20 protein-coding genes are annotated in these 26,594 nt (G+C 70.4%); 11 read left to right on the top strand and 9 right to left on the bottom strand.

Annotation, left to right across the window (positions count from 1 at the left end):
• Nucleotides 1-60 precede the first annotated feature (60 nt).
• Nucleotides 61-1,011, top strand: a complete 951-nt coding sequence (locus ACFVAE_RS08930) for a LysR family transcriptional regulator (protein ID WP_378890710.1) — start codon at nt 61-63, stop codon at nt 1,009-1,011.
• A 6-nt stretch (nt 1,012-1,017) separates the two neighbouring features.
• Here ACFVAE_RS08930 and ACFVAE_RS08935 read toward each other — a convergent pair whose 3' ends face one another.
• Nucleotides 1,018-1,155: a hypothetical protein gene (locus ACFVAE_RS08935; protein ID WP_378890712.1), complete on the bottom strand. Its 138-nt coding sequence runs from the start codon at nt 1,153-1,155 to the stop codon at nt 1,018-1,020.
• Between the two features lie 124 nt (nt 1,156-1,279).
• On the opposite strand from ACFVAE_RS08935, the gene ACFVAE_RS08940 reads away from it, so the two are divergent.
• A complete protein-coding gene (locus ACFVAE_RS08940) occupies nt 1,280-1,858 on the top strand; it encodes a TetR family transcriptional regulator (RefSeq protein WP_378890714.1) in 579 nt (192 codons plus the stop codon).
• A gap of 37 nt (nt 1,859-1,895) precedes the next feature.
• Here ACFVAE_RS08940 and ACFVAE_RS08945 read toward each other — a convergent pair whose 3' ends face one another.
• Nucleotides 1,896-4,748, bottom strand: a complete 2,853-nt coding sequence (locus tag ACFVAE_RS08945) for an AAA family ATPase (protein WP_378890717.1) — start codon at nt 4,746-4,748, stop codon at nt 1,896-1,898.
• A 136-nt stretch (nt 4,749-4,884) separates the two neighbouring features.
• Nucleotides 4,885-5,121 carry a hypothetical protein gene (locus ACFVAE_RS08950; protein ID WP_378890720.1) on the bottom strand — a complete coding sequence of 79 codons (237 nt, stop codon included), beginning with the start codon at nt 5,119-5,121 and terminating at the stop codon, nt 4,885-4,887.
• 152 nt (nt 5,122-5,273) lie between these two features.
• Here ACFVAE_RS08950 and ACFVAE_RS08955 point away from each other — a divergent pair, with 152 nt between their 5' ends.
• The 4 genes from ACFVAE_RS08955 (at nt 5,274) to ACFVAE_RS08970 (ending at nt 13,952) form a co-directional block, all read left to right on the top strand.
• Nucleotides 5,274-8,162 (top strand): BTAD domain-containing putative transcriptional regulator, encoded by a 2,889-nt coding sequence (locus tag ACFVAE_RS08955; protein ID WP_378890723.1) that lies wholly within the window; start codon nt 5,274-5,276, stop codon nt 8,160-8,162.
• Between the two features lie 147 nt (nt 8,163-8,309).
• Entirely contained in the window at nt 8,310-11,126 is a 2,817-nt protein-coding gene (locus ACFVAE_RS08960) for an immune inhibitor A domain-containing protein (RefSeq protein WP_378890725.1), read from the top strand.
• 146 nt (nt 11,127-11,272) lie between these two features.
• Nucleotides 11,273-13,345, top strand: coding sequence for an MDR family MFS transporter (locus ACFVAE_RS08965; protein WP_378890727.1), 2,073 nt, complete (start codon nt 11,273-11,275; stop codon nt 13,343-13,345).
• 1 nt (nt 13,346) lies between these two features.
• A complete protein-coding gene (locus tag ACFVAE_RS08970; protein ID WP_378890729.1) occupies nt 13,347-13,952 on the top strand; it encodes a TetR/AcrR family transcriptional regulator in 606 nt (201 codons plus the stop codon).
• A 63-nt stretch (nt 13,953-14,015) separates the two neighbouring features.
• On the opposite strand, the gene ACFVAE_RS08975 is transcribed toward ACFVAE_RS08970, so the two are convergent.
• Nucleotides 14,016-14,393, bottom strand: a complete 378-nt coding sequence (locus tag ACFVAE_RS08975) for a VOC family protein (protein WP_378890731.1) — start codon at nt 14,391-14,393, stop codon at nt 14,016-14,018.
• A 66-nt stretch (nt 14,394-14,459) separates the two neighbouring features.
• Between ACFVAE_RS08975 and ACFVAE_RS08980 the strand changes: the two genes are divergently transcribed.
• Nucleotides 14,460-15,179: a TetR/AcrR family transcriptional regulator gene (locus ACFVAE_RS08980; protein ID WP_378890734.1), complete on the top strand. Its 720-nt coding sequence runs from the start codon at nt 14,460-14,462 to the stop codon at nt 15,177-15,179.
• A gap of 106 nt (nt 15,180-15,285) precedes the next feature.
• Here ACFVAE_RS08980 and ACFVAE_RS08985 read toward each other — a convergent pair whose 3' ends face one another.
• Complete coding sequence (locus ACFVAE_RS08985) at nt 15,286-15,906, bottom strand: M15 family metallopeptidase (RefSeq protein ID WP_378890736.1); 621 nt, start codon at nt 15,904-15,906, stop codon at nt 15,286-15,288.
• 87 nt (nt 15,907-15,993) lie between these two features.
• Between ACFVAE_RS08985 and ACFVAE_RS08990 the strand changes: the two genes are divergently transcribed.
• From ACFVAE_RS08990 to ACFVAE_RS09000, 3 genes are read left to right on the top strand one after another with little or no spacing between them, the layout of a single operon-like run.
• Nucleotides 15,994-16,659, top strand: a complete 666-nt coding sequence (locus tag ACFVAE_RS08990; RefSeq protein WP_378890738.1) for a response regulator transcription factor — start codon at nt 15,994-15,996, stop codon at nt 16,657-16,659.
• Entirely contained in the window at nt 16,646-17,734 is a 1,089-nt protein-coding gene (locus tag ACFVAE_RS08995) for a sensor histidine kinase (protein ID WP_378890741.1), read from the top strand. The genes ACFVAE_RS08990 and ACFVAE_RS08995 overlap by 14 nt, the downstream gene beginning before the upstream one ends.
• Nucleotides 17,735-17,766: 32 nt before the next feature.
• Entirely contained in the window at nt 17,767-18,435 is a 669-nt protein-coding gene (locus tag ACFVAE_RS09000) for a DNA alkylation repair protein (protein WP_378890744.1), read from the top strand.
• Nucleotides 18,436-18,528: 93 nt separating this feature from the next.
• Here the strand turns inward: ACFVAE_RS09000 and ACFVAE_RS09005 are convergent, their stop codons facing one another.
• From ACFVAE_RS09005 to ACFVAE_RS09020, 4 genes are all read right to left on the bottom strand, one after another.
• On the bottom strand, nt 18,529-19,494 hold the full coding sequence (locus ACFVAE_RS09005; protein ID WP_378890746.1) for a hypothetical protein: 966 nt from the start codon (nt 19,492-19,494) through the stop codon (nt 18,529-18,531).
• A gap of 166 nt (nt 19,495-19,660) precedes the next feature.
• Nucleotides 19,661-20,731, bottom strand: coding sequence for a DUF998 domain-containing protein (locus tag ACFVAE_RS09010; RefSeq protein ID WP_378890748.1), 1,071 nt, complete (start codon nt 20,729-20,731; stop codon nt 19,661-19,663).
• 152 nt (nt 20,732-20,883) lie between these two features.
• Nucleotides 20,884-24,474 carry an alpha-L-fucosidase gene (locus ACFVAE_RS09015; protein WP_378890750.1) on the bottom strand — a complete coding sequence of 1,197 codons (3,591 nt, stop codon included), beginning with the start codon at nt 24,472-24,474 and terminating at the stop codon, nt 20,884-20,886.
• A gap of 138 nt (nt 24,475-24,612) precedes the next feature.
• Nucleotides 24,613-25,893 (bottom strand): phosphoribosylaminoimidazolecarboxamide formyltransferase, encoded by a 1,281-nt coding sequence (locus ACFVAE_RS09020; RefSeq protein ID WP_378890753.1) that lies wholly within the window; start codon nt 25,891-25,893, stop codon nt 24,613-24,615.
• Here ACFVAE_RS09020 and deoD point away from each other — a divergent pair.
• Nucleotides 25,847-26,560 carry a purine-nucleoside phosphorylase gene (gene deoD / locus ACFVAE_RS09025; protein WP_378890755.1) on the top strand — a complete coding sequence of 238 codons (714 nt, stop codon included), beginning with the start codon at nt 25,847-25,849 and terminating at the stop codon, nt 26,558-26,560. The two genes, ACFVAE_RS09020 and deoD, sit on opposite strands and share 47 nt — an antisense overlap.
• The last annotated feature ends 34 nt before the right edge of the window (nt 26,561-26,594 follow it).

The raw sequence follows: 26,594 nt of genomic DNA on the forward strand, positions 1-26,594 counted from the left end.
TAGGAACCTCGAATGGATCCCGCCAATGCATTGTTTCTTTCATTTCGATACGCTTCACGCATGAGGCTCGAGGAACTCCGTTCGTTCGAAGCGGTCGCGCGGCTGGGCCACTTCACCCGCGCCGCCGATGAGCTGTTCCTGACTCAGCCCTCGCTGTCGCGGCAGATCCAGGCGCTCGAGTCCGACCTCGGCGCCACGCTGTTCCAGCGCGACCGCACCGGCGTCGCGATCACCACCGCCGGCGAGGCGCTGCTGCCGATCGCCCGGCGGATGCTGGCCGACGCCGACGCCGCCCGGCAGGAGATGGACGAACTGGCCGGGCTGCGGCGCGGCCGCATCCGTCTCGGCGCACCGCCGACGCTCTGCGTCTCGGTGGTGGCCGAGGTGATCGCCGAGTTCCGCCGTGCGCATCCCGGCATCGACCTGCACATCACCGAGGCGGGATCGCGCATCCTGGTCGAGGCGCTCAGCGAGGGTGCGCTCGACCTCGCGCTCACGATCACCCGGCCGAACGTGCGCAGCGACGCGGCGGTCGAGCGGGTGCCGCTCTTCACCGAGGAGCTGGTCGTCGCCTCCGCCGCCGACGCCCCCGGCGTCCCCGATCGCCTCACGATCACGGAGCTTGCGGCGCTGCCGCAGGTCGCCTTCAACCGCAGCTACGACCTGCGGGTCGCGACGGACGCCGCGTTCGAGGCATCCGGCCTGACTCCGACGATCGCCGTCGAGGGCGCCGAGATGGATGCGGTGCTGCGCTTCGTGGCCCGCGGGATCGGCGTGGCCGTCGTGCCTGCGACCGTGCTCCTGGGCAGACCTGAGCTGAGGGGCTCCCCACTCGGCGACCCGTCACTGACGAGGACGGTCAACCTGTCGCGGCGGGCCGCGGTCAGGGCGAGCGCCGCCGTCGCGGCGATCGAGAGGACGATCTTCGAGGTCGTCGCCGGGCTCGCCCACGAGGACAGCGGGCTCGGCGGCCGGATCACGCCGGTGGGTCCGTCGGATCACCGATCCTGACCGGACTCACCTCCCAGGCCTCTTGAACCAGCGCACGTACGCGATCCGCTCGACAAGTGCGAACACGACCACGATCACGACAGCGGGCACGCCCCGCACTCCGATCGCGGTCAGGAACGCGATGAGCAGCATCTCCAACCCCACCAGCGCCACGATCGCCCAGAGCGTCTGAGCCCTTCTCGGTCGCCCCGTCAGAGACGCATCAGGGCGATCCGAACTTGTTACTCGCATGGGTAACATTGTTACTCACTCAGGTAAGATCGTCAACGTGGGCACGAATGCTGAAGCGACCGCGCTGCGTCGCGCGCAGATCCTCGACGCCACGATCAGGGTGATCGCCCGTGAGGGTGTGCATGGCCTCTCCTTCGCAAAGGTCAAGGACGAGGCGGGGATCAGCAGCACCCGGCTCGTCTCGTACCACTTCGGCGCGCGTGACGCACTGCTCGCCGAGACGCTCCACCATGTACTCGGTCAGGCGGCGGCGTTCATGGGTCCCCGGATCGCCGCCGAATCCACGATCCGCGGCAAGATCGCGGCGTATGTCCGCAGCAACTTCGCATTCCTCGCCCGTGACGTCGACTACGCACGCGCCGTGGTCGCACTCGCGGGCGCGGTGTCAGCCGGTCCGAGCTCCAACTCGCTCGCACTGCTGGAAGACGGATTCCGAGCCGGCCAGGCGACGGGCGAACTCCGCGACTTCGACGTCGCGGTGATGGCGATCAGCCTCCGAGGTGCGATGGACGCCAACATCGTCAGTCTGGCGGCGAGCAGCACGGACTGGGAGTCCGCCGCTGAGCAGATCGTCGTGACCTTCGATCGGGCGATCGCCGCTCAGCCTCAGGAGTGATCATGCGCCGTCCGCCGGCGGATGCCGGCTGACGGGCTCAGACCCCCGCGCGCAGCCGGGCTGCAGCCTCGGTGCGCGAGGCGACTCCGAGCTTGCGCAGGATCGACGAGACGTGCACGCTCACCGTCTTGATGCTGATGAACAGCTCGTCGGCGATCTCGCGGTTGCTGCGGCCCGCGCCGATCAGATCGAGCACCTGCCGCTCGCGCTCGGTGAGCTCGGCGCCGTCGCCGCGCGAGTGGCCGTTCGCCAGACCGGATGCGGCGGTGAAGTCGGCCACATCGCGCGCGAGGCGCGCATGCCCGACGCGCTCGGCGATCGCCGTCGCCTCGGCCAGCGCCTCGGCCGCCTCGGCGCGATCCCCGCGTTCGGCGACGATCGCACGGGCCAGCTCCAGCCGCGCCAGCACGGCGTGCAGCACCGGGGCGTCCTCGTCGTCGGTGTGCACGAGGGCCGCGCGCAGCGCCGTGCTCGACGGGACGAGCAGAGCACGCAGCACCGGGTCCCAGTGCGGATGCCGGAGCCCGCCGGGCAGTGCGTCCCATGCCGCCAGCAGACGCTCCGCGAGGGCTGCGGCCCGCACCCCCTGCCCCTGCGCGCGCAGCGCGACCACCGTCCATGGAGCCTCGCTGAGCGTGCGCGCCATGTGCGCGGGCAGCCGCACCGGGGCATCGAGCAGCCCGTCGAGCAGATCGGCCGCGGCATCCGTGCTCCCGGCGTTCATCTCGATGTCGAGCGCGGACAGCAGCCGCCCGTACCAGACCTGCGTCTCGACCTCGGCGGCGGCGTCGATCCTGGTGCGCCATTCATCGCGCAGCGCCGCGGCCTCGTCGATGCGCCCGCGCCAGGCGAGCGCCTTGATGCGCGATGCGGTGGTGTACACCCGGAAGATGCGATGCGTGGGCATGGCCAGGTCGCCCGCGAGCAGCTCTTCAGCGCGGTCGATCCGGCCCAGGTGCAGCAGCGGCTCGACGAGGTTCTGGGTGAGGATCGACCCACTGGTGCGCTCAAGGCCGAGTGCGCGCGCGTGCGCGACACCTTCCTCGGCCACCCGGACGGCGTCGCGATGCCGTCCGAGCAGGCAGAGCGCATCGGAGTAGTTGACCCGGTATCGCAGCTTCGCGTCGTTGTTGATCGCGTGCTGCTGCGCCCGCTCGAACCAGGCGTAGGCGCCATCGGGGTCGCCGCGCTCCATCGCGCAGATGGCGATGGTGGTCGCCGCCATCGAGATCACCGGGTCGATCCCCATGCTCTCGCCGATGCGGATCGCCTCGGAGGCCGCGACCTCGCACTCGTCGAAGCGTGCGCTGATCATCAGCCGCCCGGCGAGCTGCACGAGCACCAGTGCCCGGAGCCGCTGATCCTCGAAGTCGTCGTCCATCAGCGCGAGCGCCCGCTCGGAGTACTCGATGGCGCCGTGCCGCCCGGCGTTCTGCAGGTACATCGCCTTGTCGCGCAGCAGGCGCACGCGCGCACCGAGCTCGATGCCGTCGTCGTTCTCGGCCTCCTGCAGCGCGAGCTCGACCACGCTGAGCGCCCGCTCGCTGTCGCCCGCGTTGCGCATGATCGACCCGAGTCTGGTGAGCAGCGTGATCCGGGGCATGCCGACCAGCTCCGCCGCATCCGGCACCTGATCCCACAGCTCCAGCGCGAGTTCGCCGAACCGCGCGGCGGAGGAGAACGCGTAGTCGGTGCGCGCCTGCGTCATCGCCTGCACGGCCGCGGCGAGCGCCCGCCGGGCGTCGTGCGCCTGATGCCAGTGGAACGCCAGTTCGGATGCGCGAGAGCACTCGCCCGCCGGACGTGCCTCGAGCGCCTCCGCGTAGGCGCGGTGCAGCCGACCGCGCTCACCGGGAAGCAGGTCGTCGTGCACGGCCTCGCGCAGCAGCGCGTGCCGGAAGGCGTAGGCGTCGTCGTCGCGCACCGCGAGGATCGACGCCGCCATCGCCTCGCGCAGGGCGCCGTCCAGACGCTCGTCGGGCAGCGCGGAGAGTGTCGCGAGCAGATCGTGCGACACCGAGCCGTCGGAAGCGGATGCCAGGCGCACCACCTTCTTCGCGTCGTCACCGAGCCCGTCGAACCGGGCGAGCAGCACATCGCGCAGAGTCTCGGGAATGGGCCCCTCGGCGTTGCAGGCCAGCTCCTCCACGAAGAACGGCACGCCTTCGGAACGCTCGAGGACGCGCTCGAAGGATGCGTCGTCGACGCCCCCGCGCAGCGATTCGGCGAGGACGCGCACCGCGGCGGCGTCGAGCCGCTCGAGGCCGATCCGGTCGAGCAGCCTGGCGCGCTCGGCAGCGACCAGGAACGAGCGCACGGCACCGCCTCGGCCGATCTCGTCGGTGCGGCAGGTGAGCACGAACATGACCTGCTCCCGCGCGAGGGCGCGGAGCAGGAAGGAGAGGATCGAGAGCGTCGCAGGGTCGGCCCAGTGCAGGTCTTCGACGACCACGACCAGTGGATGCCGCCGCGCGGCGGCCTCGAACACGTCGGCGATCGCCTCGCCGAGACCCTCGGGCGGAATGGCGGCCCGATCGATCGGCCCCTCGCCCAGTTCCGGCAGCAGCAGGCGCAGTGCCGCCCGGCCGGGGCCGGCCGCCTCGGCAGACGGGTCGTCGAGCGCCTCGAGCGCCCCGCGCACGATCGCCGGCAGCGGCCCGTAAGGCACGGGGATGGAGCCGTAGTCGAGGCACCACCCGGTCAGCAGCGTGGCGCGCCCGTCGAGCCGCTGCGCGAACTCCGCGAGCAGCCGGGTCTTGCCGATGCCGGCCTCGCCGCCGATGAGGACGGATGCCGGCTCGCCGCCGCCCGCGCGGTCGAACGCCCGCCCGAGCAGCCCGAGCTCGATGTCGCGGCCCACCATCGTGGCGGACGGTGTGACGAGAGGCATGCCCCCATCGTGCCACCGACCACCGACGTCGGGCCCGGCGGTGACGACGCTCACAGCGGAACCGGCATCCGGTTCACCGCCGTGCCGTGCTCCGGAGCGCGGCGAGGTGCGACCTGGGCAGGCCGCACCGCTCGCCTCACGCCGCCGCCGGGCAGTCCGCGCACGGCGTGACGTCCCGGGCGACGGATGCTGCGCGGGCCCGGGCGTCGGCGTGACGGGTGGCCGCGGCCGCCCGCATCCGATGGATCAGGCCGCCGCTGCGCTCCGGGACGCCCGCGCGCTCACGCTGCTGGCGGCGGCGCTCCGCCTCGCGGGCGGCGTGCTCGGTCTCGATCGCGGTGATGCGGCCGTGGAAGAAACTCTGCTCGTACATGGCGACTCCTCGTTGTTGTGCATCCCTACACTCCGCTCTGAGGCGGGTGGGCAGCATCGGGAGGAATCCCTATTTCGTGACGGCCTCGCCCTAGAGGCCCGTCGCAGAACCGGGCGCGACTGCTCCAGGCCGTGACTAAGGTGTGAGACGACATGCGCATCGCAGTGCTGGGCCCCGTCCGCATCGTCGGCGACGACGGTGCGGAGGTACCTCTGCCCGGCAGGCTGCAGCGCCTGCTGCTCGCCGGACTGCTCACGGCCGAGGGCCGTCGTGCTCGCCTCGACGCCCTCACCGAGCTGCTCTGGCCCGGAGACACCGGCGCGGGGGTCACCCGACGGGTGCGCGTGCAGATCCACCGTCTGCGCAAGGTGATCGGCGCGGCGCGCATCGAGTCGGATGCCGATGGGTACCGCCTCGTGCTGGACGGCGACCACGTCGACGCCGATGCGCTCGAGGCCGCCGTATCCGGTCACGGCGATCTCGCCGCGGCTCTGGCCGGCTGGAACGGTGACCCCTATGCCGGCCTCGAGCAGGAGCTGTTCCAGCGCGAGCGCCTGCGGCTGCGGGAGCTGCGGCTGACCGGTGCCGTCCAGCTGTTCCAGGACCGTCTCGACGCCGGCGAAGGCGGCGAGCTCGTGCCCGAGATCCAGCGGCTCCTCGCCGAGGAGCCCCTCAGCGAGCGCCTCAGGGCGCAGCTGATGCTCGCCCTGACCCGCGCCGGACGATCAGGGCGGGCGGGCGAGGTGTTCCGAGAAGGGCGCCGGCTGCTGATCGACCAGATCGGGGTCGAACCGGGCGCCGAACTGCAGGCCGCGCACCGGCTGGCACTGCGTTCCGGCGTCGCCGCGGGCTCGGCCCCGGCGGAACTTCCTCCGGGGGCCACGACCCTGATCGGACGTGATGCGCAGCTGGCCGAGCTGGATCGCCTGCTGCCGGGCGGCGAAGGCGCTCGCACCGCGCTGATCTCGGGCCCGGCGGGCTCGGGCAAGACCGCACTCGCGCTCGCCTGGGCGCAGGCCCGCCGTGTCGAGTTCCCGGACGGACAGGTCTACGTCGATCTCGCCGGCTTCAGCTCCGCAGGGCCGCGCTCCGCGGAGTCGGCGCTCGCCCACCTGCTCACCTCTCTTGGCGTCCTGCCCAGCGCCGTGCCGCAGCGGGTTCCGGAGCGCAGCGCGATGCTGCGCACCCTGGTCGCCTCGCGACAGATGCTGATCCTGCTCGACGACGCCGTGGACGGCGAGCAGCTGCGTCCCCTGCTGGTCTCGGCACCGGGCGTCGTGACCGTGGTCACCTCGCGTCGGGAGCTGACATCGCTCGCCGCCGGGATCTCGGCACGCCGAGTGCACCTGGGGCCGCTCCCGCCCCGCGACGCCGCCGCGCTCCTCGCCAGGGGCACCGACGGCGCGGGGCGCCAGCGCTCCCCAGCCGGCCACTCGATCGCGGAGGCGCCGGCCCCTGCCTTCGCTCGGCTGGCCGCGCTGTGCGGGCACCTGCCCCTCGCCCTGCGCATCGCCGCCGAGCGCCTGCGCGAGTACGGCGGCTCTGCAGAGGTCGCGGCGGCGGATCTCGTCGCCGAGCTCGAGGACGAGCGCCTGCGCCTCGATGCACTGGCGACTCCCGACGAGGAAGGCCGCGGCGTCCGGGCCGTGCTGCGGGCCTCCTATGACGCCCTCGCCCGGGACGACGCCGCGCTGTTCCGGCGGATCGGACTGCTGGAGCATCCGTCCGATCTCGACACGGTCGCGGCCGCTTGGGGGCGCGACCCGCACGAGACCCGGCGCGCCCTGCAGACGCTGGTCGGACTGCACCTCGCTGAGCGCCACATCGGGAACAGGGTCGGCCAGCACGACCTGCTCGCGGCGTTCGCCCGTGAACTGCTGCACCAGGTCGACGGCCCCGACATCGTCGGGGACTCGCTGCGCCGCATCCGGTCGCTCTGGCTCTGGGGCGTGATCGACGCCTGTCGCGTGCTCGGCCTCGACGTGCCCCTGCGCGAGGGCGAGCTGCCGGACCCGGCCTTCCGGACGAAGGCCGCGAGCTTCACCGATCCCGCGGCGGCGGTGACCTGGCTGCAGGACATGTGGCCGGCGCTGATGTCGATGGCGTACCGCGATGAGACGGCGGGCGGTTTCCGCACGGTGCTCGTCGCCGAGCTCTCCGTCTACGCGACGATGCAGGGCGATGCACCGGCGATGCGCCGTCTCGGCGAGCGGGTGCGCGACGACGCCGCCGCGGGGGGAGACGATCGCGCTCTCGCGCTCGCCGAGTGCGCCCTGGGCATCCTGATGGATCATCTCGGCGACCTGCAGGCGTCCGTGCGGCACCAGGAGCGCGCGCTGCAGCTGAACCGCCGGCTCGGCGACGTGCGAGAGCAGGCGATATCGCTGAACAACCTCTCGCTGGTCCTTCGCCGGATCGGGCGGGCCGACGACGCCCGCGCGCACCTCCTGCAGTCCCTCGACCTGCTCGGGAACGGGCTCGCGGTGCGCGATCCGCGAGACGACCGCCTCATCGCCGCCTGCACCGCGAACCTCGCCTCGGTCGAGCTGGAGCTCGGCCACGGAGACACCGCGGCGACGATCGCCGAGGCGCTCCGCCTCGCTCGGGCATGCGGGGACGCCAGGTCGGAGGGGACCGCGCTTCTCGTGCTCGCCCTGCTCGAGCTGTCCCACGGACGCTGGGACGCGGCCTCGGACGCCGCGCGGCTGGCAGTGTCGCTGAGCCGGGACTCGGGCCTGCGGCGGCTCGAGGGCGCCGCGACCGAGGCACTGGCCGAGTGCGCCAGAGAGAAGGCGGACCTCCCTGCCGCCCTCGACCTGCACGAGCGCGCCCTGTCGATCGCGCAGGAGGTGCAGAACGTGCAGTCGCGGCTCGACGCGATGCTCGGCTGCGGGGTCACGCATCAGCGGATGGGCGACGGTGCCGGCGCCGCCGTCTACCTCCGCGAGGTTCTCGCGCTGGCGGAGGCGCGCGGCTACGCCGCGCACGCGGCCCGCGCCCGGCGTGCGCTCGACGTGGAACGCCCGATGCGCGCGTCCTGACCGCAGATCACGCGATCATCTCGGATTCAGCGAATCCACTTCCCCTGCACAGGACTTTCACGGTAAAAGGGAACTTGCGCGCCTGATCGGCGCGCACCGTTCGCGCCGTTGCGACACCCTTTCGCGCGGCGCGCGAAGGGAGAAGCAATGTCAGAACAATCCGCCCGCACACGAAGGCGTGTGACGGCGACGGCATCGGCGTTCGCGCTCGCGGTCGCCGGTGTCAGCGCCTTCGGTGTGATCCCCGCCAGCGGAGTTGCATCCGCTGAGGCGGCACCGGCCTCGCCGACGATCGGCGCAGACGAGTACTACATGAACTACGCCGCGCCGAACGTCGAGGGTGCCTTCGACGCATCCGCCGACTCGCCCGTCGCAAGCGCGAAGGGCACGACCAAGGGGTACAGCGGCGCCAAGGCGCGCGACCGCGCCAACGCGTACGACCAGAAGTTCGCGCAGGGCAACCCGAAGGCCGCGGCCCAGCTCGCGAAGAACGAGGCCAAGGCGCAGAAGACCGGCAAGAGCCCCAAGAACCTGAAGCACTCCAAGAGCACGCAGCAGGCGAAGCTGCTCACGATCCTGGTCGAGTTCGACGGCACCGAGGACTTCAGCGACCTGTACGTGCCGACCGAGTTCGGCGCCACCACCTGCAAGCCGGGCTCCGTTCAGGGCCCGACGCTGCACAACAACATCCCGAACCCGGCGGATGCCGCCCACAAGGACAACAACACCATGTGGGTCAAGGATTTCTCGAGCGACTTCTACAACAAGATGCTGTTCTCCGAGAAGGGCATCACCGAGCGCGTGCGCACCGACCTGACCGGCACCGACGGCAAGCCGGGCTTCGACATCTCGGGCTACACGATGAAGAACATGTACGAGGAGATGTCGCGCGGCGCGTACACCCTCACCGGTTCTGCTACCGCGTGGGTCAAGGTGCCGCACTCCGAGGCCTACTACGGCGCCACCGTCTGCCACAAGGATGAGAGCGGCAACTGGGTCGCCGGCCCCATGCAGGACATGCAGGGCCACCCGGACAACCCGCTCGGCCCCGGTCAGCTGCCGATCGACGCAGTGGCGTCGCTCGCCGCGCAGAACCCCGACTTCCCGTGGGCCGACTACGACATCGAGGACCAGGGCGACCGCGACGGCGACGGCAACGTCAACGAGCCCGACGGCGTGATCGACCACGTCGTGCTGGTGCACGCCGGTGAGGACAAGTCCGGTGGCGGCGGCAAGGAGGGCACCTACGCGATCTGGGCGCACTCCTCCTCGGTCGCGGGCGGTGCCAGCATCCCCGGCACGAACCTGAAGCTGTCGAATTACATCGTGCAGCCGGAGAACTCCGGCGTCGGAGTGTTCGCACACGAGTACGGACACGACCTCGGTCTGCCCGACCTGTACGACACCTCGAACGCGGGCAACTCCGACATCGACTTCTGGGACCTGATGAGCTCCGGCTCGCACTCCGGCCCCATCTTCCAGTCGATGCCGACCCACATGGGCCTCTGGGACAAGTGGGTGCTCGGCTGGGCCGACCCGCAGGAGATCAACCCCGGCGACGACGCCACGACCGTCAAGATCGGCCAGACCTCGCGCCCCGCGAAGGGCACGAAGGACGGCATCAAGGTCAACCTTCCCGACAAGAAGATCGTGCTCGCCGAGCCGCACAGCGGTTCTGAGATGTGGTACTCCGGCGCCGACCAGGACTGGGCCGACTCCCGCCTGACCCGCTCCATCGAGAATGTGCCTGCGAACGGCCGGTTCTGGATGTGGAACAACTACGTCATCGAGGAGGACTGGGACTACGGCTTCGTCGAGGTCTCGACCGACGGCGGCAGCACCTGGACCGAGCAGAAGGTCTTCGACGAGGCCGGCGCGCTGGTCTCGACGAGCGACACCTACTCCGACCCGAACGGTCGCATGAAGGACTTCGGCGGCAAGAAGTACGGCCTCACCGGCTCCTCGGACGGCTGGTCCCACGACTACGTCGACCTGTCGGCGTACGCCGGGCAGAACATCCAGATCCGCCTGCGCCAGGCCACTGACGCGGCGTTCCAGGAGCGCGGCTGGTTCTCGGACGACTTCGCCCTGACCAGCGGCACCGACACGGTCTGGAGCGACGACGTCGAGTCCGGCGACAACGGCTGGACCGCGACCGACGCGACCTGGACCGACACCTCCGGCACGGGGTGGACCCGCGACAGCGGCACGCAGATCAAGCAGCAGTACTACCTGGTCGAGTGGCGCAACCTGGACGGCTTCGACGAGGGCCTGAAGTACGGCTACACCACGGTGTACAGCGACGAGGCCTGGAAGGTCGAGAAGGTTCCCTACAACGCGCCCGGCGCGCTGGTCTGGTACCGCGACGCGGTCTACGGCAGCTCCAACCAGGTCACCTCGAACCTGACGAACCTGCCGAGCTACGGAGCGAAGGGCGGTCTGCTGCTGGTGGACAGCCACTTCGACCCGCTGCGCCGCACCGGCGCTGAGGCCGCGCTCGACCCGTCTGTTCAGAAGAACATCTCGAGCCGCGCGCAGTCGTCGAACGCCGCGTTCGGCCTGCAGCCGACGTACCAGTTCAAGGACTGCCTCGTCGACGCCGCGTACAACGAGGCCTGCACCGTTCTGAAGCCCCAGGCGCCGGTGAGCACCTTCACCGACGACAAGGGCTGGGTGGCCGGCATCGAGCCGCTCACCGTGAACGGCAAGGTCGGCCTGTACAACCGTCTGCGCGACGCCTCGGTGGTCGTGCCCTCGGTCGGCAACGCTCCGTACACCACGCGGGTCGTCAACCCCGACGGCACCCCGGCGACGGACTACTACGGTCTCGACCTCGGGTTCACCGTGCTCGGCACGGGCAACCCGGCCGACTCCGGCGTGGGCTACGGCACCGTCATCTCGGTGAAGAAGGCCATGCAGGGCAACACCGCGGCGCTCATCTCGGTGACGCCGCCGAAGGGCTGATCACCCTTCCGAAGCACCGGATGCCGGTTCCCGACACGCGTCGGGGACCGGCATCCGTCGTTCCGCCTCGACTCCCAGCCCGCGCAAAACTTGCATGAGCGTAAAATTGCGCGTCTGCAATTATCCGCTCCTCCCGAAGGGCTGACATGTCCACAGTCTCGATCGCCGGTTCGACGCCGGTTGTGCCTCCGGAGGCGTCGAAGCCGATCATGACGCATCGGCAGATCCTGTTCGTGATCTACGGCCTCATGGCCGGCATGTTCCTGTCGTCCCTCGACCAGACCATCGTCGGCACCGCGATCCGCACCATCGGCGACGACCTGCACGGTCTGGATCAGCAGGCATGGGTCACCACCGCATACCTGATCACGTCGACGATCTCGGTGCCGATCTACGGCAAGCTCTCCGACATCTTCGGTCGCCGGCCGCTGTTCATCTTCGGCATCTCCGTCTTCATCCTCGGGTCGGTGCTTGCCTCGTTCTCGACCTCGATGCTGATGCTGGCCGGCTTCCGCGCGGTCCAGGGCATCGGCGCCGGCGCCCTGATGTCCCTGCCTCTCGCGATCATGGCCGACATCCTCGCGCCGCGCGAGCGCGCCAAGTACCAGGGGTACTTCTTCGCCGTCTTCGGCATCTCGTCACTCATCGGTCCCCTCGTCGGCGGCCTGTTCGCCGGTGCGAACGAGATCCTCTGGGTCTCCGGATGGCGCTGGGTTTTCCTGATCAACCTGCCGATCGGACTCATCGCACTCGGCATGGTCATCGCCTTCCTGCACCTGCCGAAGATCGCCGCGCACAAGAACCCGCGCATCGACTGGTGGGGCGCGACGGCAGTGATCGTGGCGCTGGTGCCGCTGCTTCTGGTCGCCGAGCAGGGCCGTGAATGGGGCTGGGGATCGGTCACGTCGATCTCCTGCTACGTCATCGGCGGCCTCGGAGCGATCGCGTTCGTCCTGATCGAGATCGCCATGAAGCGCGACGCGATCATCCCGATCCGTCTGTTCCACTCGCACGCGTTCTCGTGGGCCACCCTCATCGGCGTGCTCGTCGGCTTCGGCATGTTCGGCGCGATGATGACCATCCCGCTGTACATGCAGATCGTCGCCGGTCTCACCCCGACCGAGTCCGGCTTCGCGATGCTGCCGATGGTGGTGGGGCTGATGATCTCCTCGCTCGCCGCAGGTCAGATCACCGCCCGCACCGGACGATACGGATTCTTCCCGCGCATCGGAACGCTCACGACGGCCATCGGCTTCCTGATCCTGACCTTCGTGTCGAGCGAGACGCCGTTCTGGTACATGCTCATCGGCATGCTGGTGGTCGGCCTCGGCCTCGGCCAGCTCATGCAGTCCCTCACGATGGCGAGCCAGAACGCGGTCGAGGCTCCTGACATGGGCGTCGCGACCAGCGCCGCGACCTTCTTCCGTCAGATCGGCGGAACGCTGGGCACCGCGATCATGCTGTCCCTGCTGTTCACGCTGCTGCCGACGAACATCGTGAACAGCATGGCCGACGAGGACACCCTGACCGCGGCCCTCGACGCTGCGCTCGACCCGACGGTGGCCGAGGCCCCGCAGAACGAGGCGGTCATGGCACAGCTCTGGACGCCGATCGTCGAGCCGCTGCAGGAGAGCATCCAGAAGCAGCTCGACGCCGCGTCGCAGAAGGCCGAGGCCGCGGCATCGGATGCCGTCACGAAGGCCGTCACAGCCGGTGTCGACCAGGCTGTCGCAGCCGGGCAGCTCCCGGCGTCCGCCGCGCAGGGCGTGATCGATCAGAAGGTGGCCGAGGCGCTCCCGGCCGCGCAGGAGAAGGCGCTGCAGGTCGTCGCCGACAAGGCGCACGCATCCGTCGTGGATGGGACCGTGTCGGTCGACTGGGCCGACGACGCGCAGCGCACCTACTGGGTCGACAAGCTCGCGCCCGAGATCTCCGACAAGATCGCCAGCGGCGACTCGAAGGCGTCGGGCGGTTCGAGCAGCGCCGTCAGCGACACCTCCTTCCTGAACGGAGCGGATGCCGCACTCACCAAGCCGTTCATGGTCGGGTTCACCCAGGCCATCGACGTCATCTACTGGGTAGGCTTCGGAGTGCTGATGCTCGCCTTCGTGCTGAGCTGGTTCTTCCGCGCACCGCCGCTGCGCACCCGCTCCGCGCTGCAGGAGCGCGCCGATGAGGCCGGGCTCAGCGAGACCGGAACGATCAAGGTGCAGAACTGACATGACCGACGACCAGGCCGCAGGGGAGCCCGCTGTGGGGCTGCGCGAGCGCAAGAAGAAGCAGCGCAGGGCGGCACTGCATGAGGCTGCCCTGCGCCTGGTCGAACGGCAGGGTCTCGACGGCACGACCGTCGAGCAGATCTGCGAGGAGGTCGGCGTCTCCCCCCGTACGTTCTTCAACTACTTCCCGTCGAAGAGCGCGGCCACGCTCAACCTGCCCGAGCAGATCATCTCTCCCGCGGCCGCCGAGCGCTTCCGCAAGACGGAGGGTGAACTCATGCCGGCCATCTGCGATCTGCTCGCCGACACGATGAGCTCAGGCATGGAGCGGCGGCGGCTGAAGCGACTCATCTCGGAGCAGCCGCAGCTCGTCACGGAGTTCACTCAGTGGATGAGTGCGCTGAAGGCGGAGTTCCAGGAGCTCGTCGCCGAGCGCGCGGAGTCGGAAGAGGTCGCCGATGCCGCGATCATGCTCGCGCTCGCCTCGTTGCGCATGCTGATGCACCGCCCGTCGGATGACACCCGCCCCGACTCCGTCCGCCTGCTGGCGGCGATGGATCGGATGGTGGACGTCCGGCACGCCGGGATGACGACGCCGCAGGGCTGATCCGGCTGTGAACCGGAACGCCGGTCCCCGACGCGCGTCGGGGACCGGCGTTCTCCGCTGTCGTCACATCCACTGCACCAGCTGCCAGATCAGACCGTTGGGGTCGGCGAACTGGCAGTAGCGCTCGCCCCATGGTTCGGCCTCGGGAGGGGTGACGACCCTCGCTCCCGCGGCCCGGATGCGCGCGAACTGCTCGTCGAGGTCGTCCACGACGAACACGAGCAGAAGGCCCTGCCCGGCTGAGCCGGCGATCTCGGCGGGCTTGAACGTGTCGAGCCCGGTGGCGAGAAAGATGAGGTTCGTCGCCACGGCGGGATGCTGCAGCGACACGAACCCCTCGGCGGCCATCGCCTCCTGGTATCCGAAGTGGGTCTTGGCGAAGTCGGCGGAGGCGTCGACGTCCGCGACGTTGAGCGAGATGGCGGTCTGGGTGATGTTCATGGTGTCTCCCGTCATAACTTCGTACAACGTACACTATTATTGAAATATTCCCGAGGAGGTTCCGCGATGCCGAGGCCGTTGATCGATCTGCTGTGGCGCGACGCTCCGGGTGCACCGTCGGGCGGACGCCGCGGTCCGCGGCCGAAGCACTCGGTCGGCGAGGTCGTCGACCGGGCGGTCTCGCTGGCCGACGACCTCGGCCTGGCCGGCCTCACCGTGCGCGGCCTGGCCGACTCGCTCGGCATGACGACGATGTCCGTGTACACGCACGTCGGCAGCCGCGACGACCTGCTCGTGCTCATGGCGGACAGCGCGCACGCGCAGATGGCCTCCACGCCCTCCTCCGGTGCGGACTGGCGCGACCGGGTGCGCACCGTCGCCGAGGACAACCTGACACTGCTCCGCCGTCATCCGTGGCTGCTCGATGTGCACGATCCTCGTACCGCGCTGGGTCCCGGCACGATCGCGAAGTACGACCACGAGCTGCACGCGTTCGATGGCACGGCGGTCGATGACGTCGCGCGGGATGCCGCCCTGTCGTTCGTCCTCGACTTCGTGCGCGCCGCCGCTCCCCGGATCGTGCGGATGCCGGACGACACGGTCTTCGGCGAGGTGTGGGAGCAGTCCGCCGGAAGCCTCGCGCGCTACCTCGGCGAGGACTTCCCGCTCGCGCGCCGTGTCGGCGGAGCCGCCGGAGAGGCGATGGGCACCCCCTACGACGCCCGGCGCGCCTGGGAGTTCGGACTGGACAGGGTGATCTCCGGCCTCGCCGATCTCGACCGCTGAAATCGGCGGCCCGGCGGGCTCGCCGGGTCTCGCGTGTGCGGCCCTCGACATCACCAAGGTCGCGCCGGCGGGCACCCGACCGGCGGCCTGAGCCCAGGCGCGGTCGTCACTGCAGCCGGGGATCGTAGGTCGGGTCGGGGTACGCCTCCGGACAACCGTCCTGCGGCGCGGATGCCCGGTACTCGAAGTGCCATCGCTCGTTGGCGTAGGTCTGGCACAGGCCGAACTCCGCGCCGTTCTGTCCGAGCCAGATCGCGGCGTCCAGATCTCCGACGTCGACGGCCTCGCCGTGCACGTGGGAGGACTTCTCGGCCGGCGCCACCCACTTGGCCGCCTCCTCGCGCGAGCCGTAGGTCGAGATCGCCTCGACCAGCAGCTGCTCCTGACGCTGCGGCGTGCGCCATCCGCTGTTCACGACCATCTCGTACCCCTCCCTCCGGGCGGCGGTCGCGGCCTCGCGCAGCGCCCCGCGCAGCTCGGGATCGAGCTTCGTGATCGACGGGTTCCGGTCGTCGAACGGCGAGACCTTCTCGTCGGCCCCTTCCGACGCGGCGGACGCCGCGGCGGCCGGCGGTGCCGGGTCCCCACCCGGCATCCCGGCATCCGGAGTCGCCACGGACACCTGCGCGATCACCCCAGCGACGACGACGCCCATGCCGAGCAGGGCGAGCCCGAGGGCGGAGACGAGGACGAACGGGGCCCGAGGGCGCTGCGCGAGAGTACTCATGCCCTCCACGCTCTCGAACCGGACGTTGCCGGGACGTATGCCGGGGAGCATACATTTTCGATACATCCGGCTTTGTAGACTGCGAGCGTGCGGGTGCTGATCCTTGAGGACGAGCCGCTTCTCGCCGAGGCCGTCCGCGACGGTCTGCGGCTGGAGGCGATGGCCGCCGACATCGCGCCGGACGGCGACGCCGCGCTCGAGCTGCTCTCGTACAACACCTACGACGTCGCGGTGCTCGACCGCGACGTGCCGGGGCCGACCGGCGACGAGGTCGCGCAGTGGATCGTGGCATCCGGCTCCGGGACCCCGATCCTCATGCTCACCGCGGCGGACCGGCTCGACGACAAGGCAACCGGGTTCGAACTGGGCGCCGACGACTATCTCACCAAGCCTTTCGCGCTGCGCGAGCTGGTGCTGCGGCTGCGTGCGCTGGCCCGCCGCACGGCTCATGCCGCGCCGCCGGTGCGCGAACTGGCGGGGCTGCGCATCGATCCCTTCCGCCGCGAGGTCTTCCGCGACGGCCGGTACGTGCCGCTGACCCGCAAGCAGTTCGCCGTGCTCGAGGTGCTGGTCGCCGCGGGCGGCGGCGTGGTGAGCGCCGAGGACCTGCTCGCACGGGCCTGGGACGAGAACGCCGATCCGTTCACCAACGCGGTGCGGATCACGATGTCGGGACTGCGCAAGCGGCTCGGCGAGCCGTGGGTGATCGTGACCGTGCCCGGCGTCGGATACCGGATCGATGATGGTTCGTAGCCGCGGAATGTCGGTGCGGATGCGGCTCGCGCTGAGCTATGCGGGCGTCATCGTGCTCACCGGCGCGCTGCTCCTGGCCGTGGTGTGGCTGTTCCTGCTGCGATACGTGCCGGACGGATCGGGGTGGATGCAGGGCTGGAACGGCCAGCCGCAGCGCGTGCCCAGCCAGCGCGACCTGGTGCGCGCGTTCACTCCGCCGACGGTGGCGATGTTCGCCGTGCTGGTGGTGTGCGGGCTGGTCGGCGGCTGGCTGCTGGCCGGACGGATGCTGCGCCCGCTGGGCCGGCTGCACGAGGCGGCCGGGCTCGCCGCATCCGGCTCGCTCGCGCATCGCGTCTCGCTGCCCGGCCGCCGCGACGAGTTCACCGACCTCGCGGATGCCTTCGACCGGATGCTGGCCGAGCTGGAGCGGCACGTCGGCGAGCAGCAGCGGTTCGCGGCGAACGCCTCGCACGAGCTCCGGACGCCGCTGGCGATCACGCGGACGATGCTCGAGGTGGCGTCCGCCGACCCTTCTGCGGACCGCGACGAACTGCTGGCACGGCTGGCGGCCGTGAACGCCAGGGCGATCGCCCTGACCGAGTCTCTGCTGATGCTGTCGCGGGCCGAGGGCGCCGTGCGGGCCTCCGAGACGGTGGATCTCGCCCTGCTCGCGGAGGATGCGGTCGAGACGCTGTCGCCGCTGGCGGCGAGCCGCTCGGTGGTGTTCGACACCGACCTGTCTCCGGCCGTCACGACGGGATCGACCGCTCTGCTGCAGCAGCTGGCCACCAACCTGGTGCACAACGCGATCGTGCACAACCGCGCATCGGGCGGCGGGGTCGCCGTGCGCACCTCGACGTCTGCGGGGACGGTCGAACTGATCGTCGGGAACGACGGCGCTCGTCTCACCGATGGTGACATCGCGCACCTGACCGAGCCGTTCCAGCGCGGAGCCCGTACGACCGAGCACGGTGACGGCGTCGGCCTGGGGCTGGCGATCGCGGCATCCATCGTCCGCGCGCACGCCGGGACACTGTCGCTGGCACCGCTGGACGGCGGCGGCCTGGTCGTGACGGTGCGCCTGCCGGTCTGAGCCCGTCCTCCCGTCCGACGTAGGCTGACGACATGACGGATGCCACGGTCGACAGTGTTCTCGCGGAGCTCGCCGACCTCGAAGACCCGAAGATGCGCGCCGTGAACGAGCGGCACGGTGATCACCACGGCGTGAACCTCACGAAGTTGCGCGGCGTCGCGAAGGCCGCCGGAACCTCGCCCCTGCTGTCCCGAGAGCTGTGGGCGACCGGCGACACGGCCGCCCGGCTGGTCTCGCTGCTGATCGTGAAGCCGAAGGAGTTCTCTGCCGACGACCTCGACCGCATGATGCGCGAGGCGGACGGCCCGAAGGTGTCCGACTGGCTGGTGAACTACATCGTGAAGAAGTCGCCGCTGGCCGAGGAGATGCGGCAGCGCTGGTTCGACGACGCGGATCCGGATGTCGCGGCATCCGCCTGGTCGCTCACCACGACGCGTGTGATGAAGAGCCCCGACGGACTCGACCTCGACGCACTGCTGGACCAGATCGAGCGCGAGATGAAGAATGCCCCGGAGCGCCTGCAGTGGGCGATGAACGAGACCCTCGCGAACATCGGTATCTACGACCCGTCGCGCCGCGAGCGCGCGGTGCGCATCGGCGAGAACCTGCAGGTGCTCGCCGACTACCCGACTCCGCCGAACTGCACGAGCCCGTTCGCACCGAGCTGGATCGCGGAGATCGTGCGGCGGCGCGAAGGCTGACGCTGTTCCCCTCTCCGCCGAGAAACCACTTCCCGTGTGAAGAACCACGTGGCGCATGGTTTCTCGCGCGGCAGATGGTTTCTAGCGGCGGGGTCACCGCGTGCGACGCGTGAGGGTCGCCAGGAAGGCCGCGTCGGGGTGACGCACAGGGCGCATGCCGGTGGCGCGCAGGGCCCGTACGAGGGGATCCACCCGCCACGCATCCGACAGATCCCAGCGCGCGAACGGATGCCCGTTCCGACGCAGCCGATCCTCCCGACGCTTCTCCTCTGCCAGCAGCCGCGCAGCGGCATCCGGGTCATGCAAGGCATACTTCTGCCATCCGTCCGATTCACCGATCACCCGCTTCTTCGCGAAGAAGAAGTCAGCGCGGTCGAGGTACCCCTCGTACCGGAACTCCCGCTGCAGTTCCGGACGCTCGAATCCGGCCCACCCGATCACCGCTCTGCTCACGCTCTCGCCGGGGGACTCGGACGCTCCGTCAGCGTGCTCCCAGAGCCACCGCAACCGTGCGTTCCCGCGTCTCGTGCGCTGGCTGCGGGCTCGGTCTCGCAGCTGGACGAGTGACATGGCTCCTCCCTGCGCCGGGGACATCGCCGCGTCCGCGACGGCCAGCGCGGGTGCGGGCTGCAGTACACGCCCCAGATCGATGACGGTGTCCGCGAGCGACGTGACCATGATGCCGGCGACCTCGTCGACCTCGCGCGGATCACCCCAGGTGTGCACCGCGACGTCGCCGAATCGACGGGAGGCGGTGCGTTCTGGGTCGTACACATGGATGTCGCGGGGCGCTCCGAACAACGGCAGCCCGTGCACGACCGCTGCGGACTCCAAGCAGAAGACGGCGGAGGGATGCCGCAGCACGAAGGCATGCACTCGCACCGCGTATCGCTCCCAGGGTTTCAGCCCGCCGTAGGCGGCGCGGTCGACATAGATTCCCTTGCGGATGCGGGCGTGCGTCGACGGATCCAGGTGGATGCCGAGCATACGTGCACGCGCCGCTTCGATGAGCGGGAGCGGTGACATGGTGGCGGCGCGGTCGGACAGCAGCAGCGGCATCCGCCCATGCTGGCCTCTCCACGCCCCCTGTGCCGCCCCTCAAACAACTCCTCCCCTCCTTCTCGCCTGTGGAGAATGAGTCGCCGTCCGCGAGAAACCACCTCCAGCGCGAGAAACCATGCGCCACATGGTTTCTGACGCGGGAGGTGGTTTCTCGCGCTCAGATTCAGAGCCGACGCAGCGGCGAGCGCACCTCGGAGGGGCGCGACACGTCGGGGGCGAGGATCGCGAGCAGGCGCACGAGCGTCGACATCCACAGCAGGGCGAGGCCCACGACGATCGCCTCGAGCGCGGTGATCGGGAACAGTCGCAGCGCGAACGCGAGGACGACCGCGAGGACCACCACGGCCACCACCGCGAGCGTCGTGGCCCGCAGCGTGCGCGAGCACTCCTTCGGCAGCACGAGCACCGTCACGACGGCGGCGACCACGAACAGGACGAGCGCGGCCGTCGCGGCGATGAAGTGCGGGGTCGGCACGAGAGTGATCGGCAGCAGCCCGACCGCGGCGAGCGCGGCACCGGCCAGCGCCCAGGCGATCACGACGAGGGCGATCCGGCGAAGTGCTCCGTCGCCGAGCAGCCGGTGCAGGTCGCGGCCGATGTACGAGCCGACCGTGGCGATCAGCAGGCCGGCGACCATGAGCGTGCCGTTGAAAGCCCAGGCGCCCATGCCGCCGCCGAGCTGCGAGAAGTTCTTCTGCCACCAGAGCGGATCGGCCGCCGTGATCATCGCGAACAGCGTGCCGATGATCAGGAACCCGAACAGCAGCGCAGCGAGGTCGGTGGTGCGCAGGTCCACACCGGCCGCGTACGCCAGTCGCCCGCCGACGGCGGATGCCACGCCCGTGAAGATCCCGCCGACGAGCGGGACGAGCGAGATGTCCTGCAACCCGCTCGCGAACACCTCGGCGCCCAGCAGCGTGCCGAGCGCGGTCACGCCTCCGAGCGCGATCGTCACTGCGACGGATGAGACATCCGACACGACGGTCTGCCAGCGCGGCATCCCGGAGGTCTCGCCGCGTCGGTGCTGCAGCGTGCTGACCACGAACGCCGCAGCGGCGATGACACCGGCGACGAGCGCCGCGGGCATCATGATCGAGCCGGGCCCGGCCAGTGGACGGGGCGGGCCGATCAGCAGCAGAGTGCCGAAGGTTGTGCCGAGCACGAAGCAGATCGTCGTGGCCCACAGCCCGCGGTCCTGCTCGCGCAGCGCCTGCTCCTTCGCCTGCCGCTCCATGCCCCCATCGAACCATCGGTCGCCGACATCCCGGCGTCCGGCGCTCCGGTACCCCGGGCGACGCGCGCTGCGACGGGTGCCGCACCGTCCGCCCCGTCACACACCGCAGCGCCGGATGCCGGACCCCGGCACCCGGCGCTGCGGATGTGCGATCAGACGGGCGCGATCTCCGGGCCGCCGGACGGCGGCACCGGGCTGTTCCCGGCCGTCACGACGACCTTCTGCTCGGCCCTGGCTCCGTCGGGACCGGTCGCGACGAGCAGGTAGGTGCCCGGCGCCACTCCCGCGATGCGCAGCGACACCGAGCCCGCGCCATCGGCGTCGGTGGTGATCGTGCCCTTCGGGCGCGCGGCGCCCGCGAAGCCGACCGACACGGCCGCCTCGGCGGGGAAGTCGGCCACCAAGACGGTCACCAGGTCGCCGACCTTCACGGCGTCCTTTCCGATCGCCACGCTGGGCGCCCGGTCATCGAACGCGAGCTGCCAGCCCTGCGTCTCCAGGCCGGCGAAGACCTCACGTGCAGTGCGGTCGCCGAAGGTCGGCGCCTCGTTCCCGCCGTACAGGTCGACGACGATCGGCTTCTCGGTCGTGCCGTAGCCCCAGAACGGGGTGTCGGAGTCGGCGCAGGTCGTTCCGGCTTTCAGGTGCACGGCGGCACCCGGCGCCAGCTCGGTCTCGCGGAACTGCTCGAGCGACGAGAACGGCCGCGCCTGCGAGCCGTCGCCGGCCCGCTCCGCGGCGCAGTCCAGCCACACCTCGGACAGACGGCCCGGGTCCTCCGCGAGGGTCGGGTGCACCTTCAGCGCGGCGAGGGCGAACGCCCCGCGCGCCGAGTCGATGACAACCCGGAACCTCTGCGCCGTGGTCGGCGCGGTCAGGGTCACGATGCGGCTGACGCCGATCGTGCCTGCGGCGCCGACCTTCTTCCAGGCGCCGTCCACCTCGGCCTCGATGTGGAACGCGTCGACCGACTGGCCTGCGACATCCACGCCCTCGGCGAGCGTGACCCGGGTGACGGTCTGCGGCGACCCGAGGTCGACCGTGAAGGACGCCCCCGCTCCCTCGCCCTTCCACGCCGACCGGCGGCTGCCGTCGGTGAGTGCGGCGGTCGGGCCGTCGGGCGCCTCGACCGGCAGGCCGAGTGCGAAGTCCGTGCCGAAGGCCTTGCGGCGCTCGGCCGCGAAGGACTCCAGCGCCGACACGGATGCCGGAGCGAACGACCCGTTCGTCGTGGGCGGGTTGTTCAGGAGCATCACCGAGTTGCGACCCACCGTGTTCAGATAGTGGTTCAGCAGCGTCGGACCGCTCTTCGGGGTGTCGGTGGGGTGCGCGAACCAGCCCTGCGTGAGCTTCATGTCGGACTCGGTCGGCCACCAGTGCAGGGCGTTCGCCCCGCCGGTGGCGCCGGCGATCAGGGTGGCCGCGGAGCCGACCTGTTCGAACGACCCGCCGCCGACCACGCCGATCTTGCCGCCGTCATCGGGAACCTTCACCGCCATCGGCGCCCACTCGTCCTGACGGGCGGTGCCGGACTCGTTGCCGACCCAGCGGACGTCGCGCCCGCCGACGGCCACGACCGCGTTCGGCTGCAGCTTGCCGATCAGGTCGTAGAAGGCGGGGTAGTCGAACAGCTCCTGCTTCTCGGTGTTGCCGTTCGAGCCGTCGAACCAGACCTCGTCGATCTGGCCGTACTGGGTGAGGATCTCGTAGAGCGAGTTCAGGAAGTAGGCGCCGTAGTCGGTGGCGTCGTAGCTGAAGGTGGGGAGATCCTTGCCCGCGCGGTCATCGCCCTCGACGAGGGTCGGGATGGTGCGGGCCGACTTGGGGCTGCCGTTGCCGAACCGTCCGGTGAGCTCCTCGTGCGAGTCGGCGGGCGACATGTACAGGCCGACCTTCATGCCGTACTTGCGCGCCGCGTCGGTGAACTCCTTCACCAGATCGCCCTTGCCGCCCTTCCACGGCGTCGCGGCGATGTCGTAGTCGGTGTAGCGCGACGGGTAGAGCACGAAACCGTCGTGGTGCTTCAGCGTGAGGATCGCCATGCGGTGACCGGAGTCGCGCAGGGTCTTCATCCAGCCGTCCACGTCGACGTCGCCGGTCGGATCGAAGCGCGCCGGGTCCTCGGTGCCGTGGCCCCACTCCTGGTCGTAGAAGGTGTTGATGCCGAAGTGCACGAAGGCGGTGAGGCCGAGCTCCTGCCAGCGCAGCTGCTGCGGGGTCGGTCGCACCAGCGTGGACTTCGCGATCACGTTCGCGGGGCAGTCTTCTGCCGAGACCTCAACGTAGTTGCCCGGCTTCACGTCCGACATGTCGGCGCACGGGATGACCGGCTTCAGCTGCTGGTACTCGAAGGACTTGGCACTGAACGGCTCGGTGAGCAGGGCGAACCTGGCACGGTCGATCTTGCCCACGAACGCGCGGCCGCCGATGCTCGGCACCTCGTTGCCGAGGGATGCCGTGACGGTGACTCCCGTGTTGCGGGTGGAGCGCTCCGCGGCCTTGACCGGCGGCAGCTCGACGCCGTCGAGCCAGGCGGTCAGCTCCGCGCCGCCTCCCTCGGTCGGCTGGTAGGCCACCGAGACGATGTGCGCCTTGCCGTTCGCCGGCAGGCCGGTGGTCGCCATGTGGTCGACCCATTTGCCCGACTGGTTCGAGCTGAAGCCGTACTGCAGCCCGTCGTTGCGGTACCGCACCGAGAAGTTGCCGCCGACGGCGGCGAGGGTGGCGAGATCCTTCTGCGCGGCATCCGCGGTGAACTCCAGCTCGACCACGAACCCGGCGTCCAGGCTCGCGCCGGTGAACGGCGCGTCGGATGCCGTGAAGTCGGCCGCCTGCGCGGCGGCGGAGAGCGCGAGGGCGCCGGACGAGACCGTCGCGCCGCCGCGCATCGCGAGCGCGCCGGAGAGCACGTCCCCGCCCGCGGCCTTGTAGGCCGCGCCGTCGAGCGTTCCGGAGAATCCGGCGTTCAGCAGGGTCTTCGTGACCGGGGCCGGCTGGTAGGTGTTCTGCGCGGGGTCGTAGGCGGTGAGGCCGGATGCCACGCGGATGCGGCTCAGGTCGCCCTTGTAGCCGCGGCCGGTGGCCGCAGGGTGCACGTCGTTGCCGAATCCGAAGGAGGCGGCCGCCTCGGCGGAGATCGCGGCAGGTGCCGACGAGATCACGGGCTCGAGCGCGACGCCGTCGACGGCCAGGTGCAGCTCGGCGCCCGCGCCTGCGCGGATGTACTGCACCGACAGGTCGTGTCCGGTGCCGCCGGCCGGGGCCACCGCGGTCAGCCGGTGCTTGGACCAGGTGCCACCGGAGACCGAGTCGAAGCCGTAGACCAGCTGGCCGCCCTCGAGCCGCACGAACAGGTTGCCGCCGGCGCCGAAGAGCGTCGCCATGTCGTCCTGGCTCGTCTGCGGCGTGACCGACAGCTCGGCGACGAATCCGCTGGTGGCACCAGGGTCGGCGAGCGTGAATCCAGAGGCGTCGAAGCGGATGCCCTGAGTGCCGCCACCGAGCGAGACTCCCCCGCCGGGGAGCTGCTCCTCGGCGCCGTTCGTGCGGTGCACGACACCGCGCATGGTCTCGCCCTCGACGGTCGTGTAGGCGGTGGTGCCCACCAGCGAGCCGCCGAAGGCGATGTCGAGGTCGTCGGTCTCCGCGGCGGACGCCGCGCCGGGCGTCACGAGCGCTCCGACGATGACGGCCGCGCTGAGCACGGCCAGTGATCTGTGCCTGAGAGTACGGGGAACACGCATCCTTCTGCTCCATTGCGTCGGGGGTGGGGATCACGCAGGACGCTAACAGAGATCGGATGTTTCAACAAGGGATTCCCCTTCATTCACTGAAATCGCGAGGATGTTTGCGCTTTCATCGGGTCTCTCTGGGAATGATACTCAGTGCCGGAACAGGCGCAGCCCGGTCTGCACGTGCGCGATACCGTGCTCGGCAGCGGCCGCGGCGACCTCGTCGGTCCGGGCCGATCCGCCCGGCTCGACGAGCGTCGAGACGCCGAACTCCGCGGCATGATCGACGTTGTCGCGGAACGGCAGGAAGCCGTCCGACACCAGCGTGATCCCGTCGAGCCCCTCGCACCAGGCGTCGCGCCAGCCGGCATCCGCGTACCGGTCGGATGCCTCCGGTCCGAACAGTCCCGCGAACTCCGCTCGCTGCGCGCGGGTCATCTCCGCCCCTGCGAAGCGGACCTGCCAGTTCAACCGGTCCTGGCGCCGCATGCCCGCGACCTCGGGCAGCTCGCGCACGAACGGATGCCGGCGCAGCCACCACACCCGCGCCTTCGAGCCGGCCAGGCGCACGCAGTCGACGCGGTTCTGCTGGCCGGCACCGATGCCGACTGCGGCGCCGTCCCGCACGAGCACGACCGAGTTCGACTGGGTGTACCGCGCGGTGATCATGCCCACCAGTGCATCGCGGCGCCCCGCCTCGTCAAGCGCGTCCTGCGGAAGCGCGGCGGCGACGTCGGCGGCATCGCGATCCTGCTCGAGCACCGCGCCGACCAGCTCCCGTCGCTCGCGCAGGGGCGGCTCCGCAGCATCCGACTCGAACACGAGGAAGCGGCCGCCGCGCTTCTCGCTGAGCAGCGCGACCGCACCCTCCTCGTACCCCGGGGCGATCACGGCGTCGCAGATCACGGTGCGCAGGAACTCGGCCGTCGCGGTGTCGACGGGGCGCGAGAGCGCCACCACGTCACCGAACGACGACTTCGGGTCGGCGTCGCGGGCGCGCACATAGGCGGAGATCAGCCCGCCGTCATCCGCCACCCGCCAGGTCTCGGACGCCACGTCGTCGATCGTCCCGGCGACGGCCGCGCCGGCCGGCGACACGTGCTTGAAGGATGCCGCAGCGGGCAGTCCGGTGGCGGCATCCGCCTCGCGCACCAGGGCCGAGGCGTTCAGCGCGTCGAGGTAGTTGATCATCGACGGCTCGCCGTTCATGACGGCCGGCCCTCCGGTGACCTCGGCGGCCTGGTGCGGATTCATCCCGTATCGCATGTGTGCTCCCATCGTTCCGATGGGCACCCAGGCGGTCGATGCCGTACTCCACGCTCCCCGCCGGTCACCCGGCCACGCCAGTCGCGGTTCCAGGCTATCGCGCGGATAGCCTGGCGGAATGAGCACTCCGCACATCGCCGCAGCCCCGGGCGAGATCGCCCCCATCGTCCTGTTCCCCGGAGACCCGCTGCGGGCCAAGTGGATCGCCGAGAACTTCCTCGACGACGCCGTGCTGTACTCGCAGACCCGCGGGATGCTGGGCTTCACCGGCACCTGGCAGGGGCACCGTGTCTCGGTGCAGGGCTCCGGCATGGGGCAGCCGTCGATGTCGATCTACGCCAACGAGCTGTTCGACCAGTACGACGTGCAGACCATCGTGCGGGTCGGAACGTGTGGCGGGCTCACCGAGCGGGTCGGCAAGCGCGACATCATCATCGCCAACGGCGCCTGCACGGACTCGGGGATCAACCGGGTGCGCTTCCACGGGCTCGACTACGCCCCGGTCGCGGACTTCGGACTGCTGCGCGCAGCTGTCGAGGCCTCCGAATCGATGGATCTCGAGAGCGCCGTGCACGTCGGACTGCTGTTCTCGAGCGACCAGTTCTACACGACCCGCCCCGAGCTGAACGACCCGTTCGTCGCGCACGGCGCGCTCGGCGTCGAGATGGAGACCAGCGCGCTCTACACGCTCGCGGCCCATCGGCAGCGCCGCGCGCTGAGCATCTGCACGGTCTCCGACCACCTCGTCACGCACGAGGCGACCACTGCGCAGGAGCGTGAGCAGACCTTCGGCGACATGATCGAGATCGCGCTGCGCGCCGCGACGGCCTGACCCGGGGACGTGCTCGACCGCGCGGTCGAGCACG

This window comes from Microbacterium sp. NPDC057659, assembly GCF_042799915.1.
Classification (GTDB): domain Bacteria; phylum Actinomycetota; class Actinomycetes; order Actinomycetales; family Microbacteriaceae; genus Microbacterium.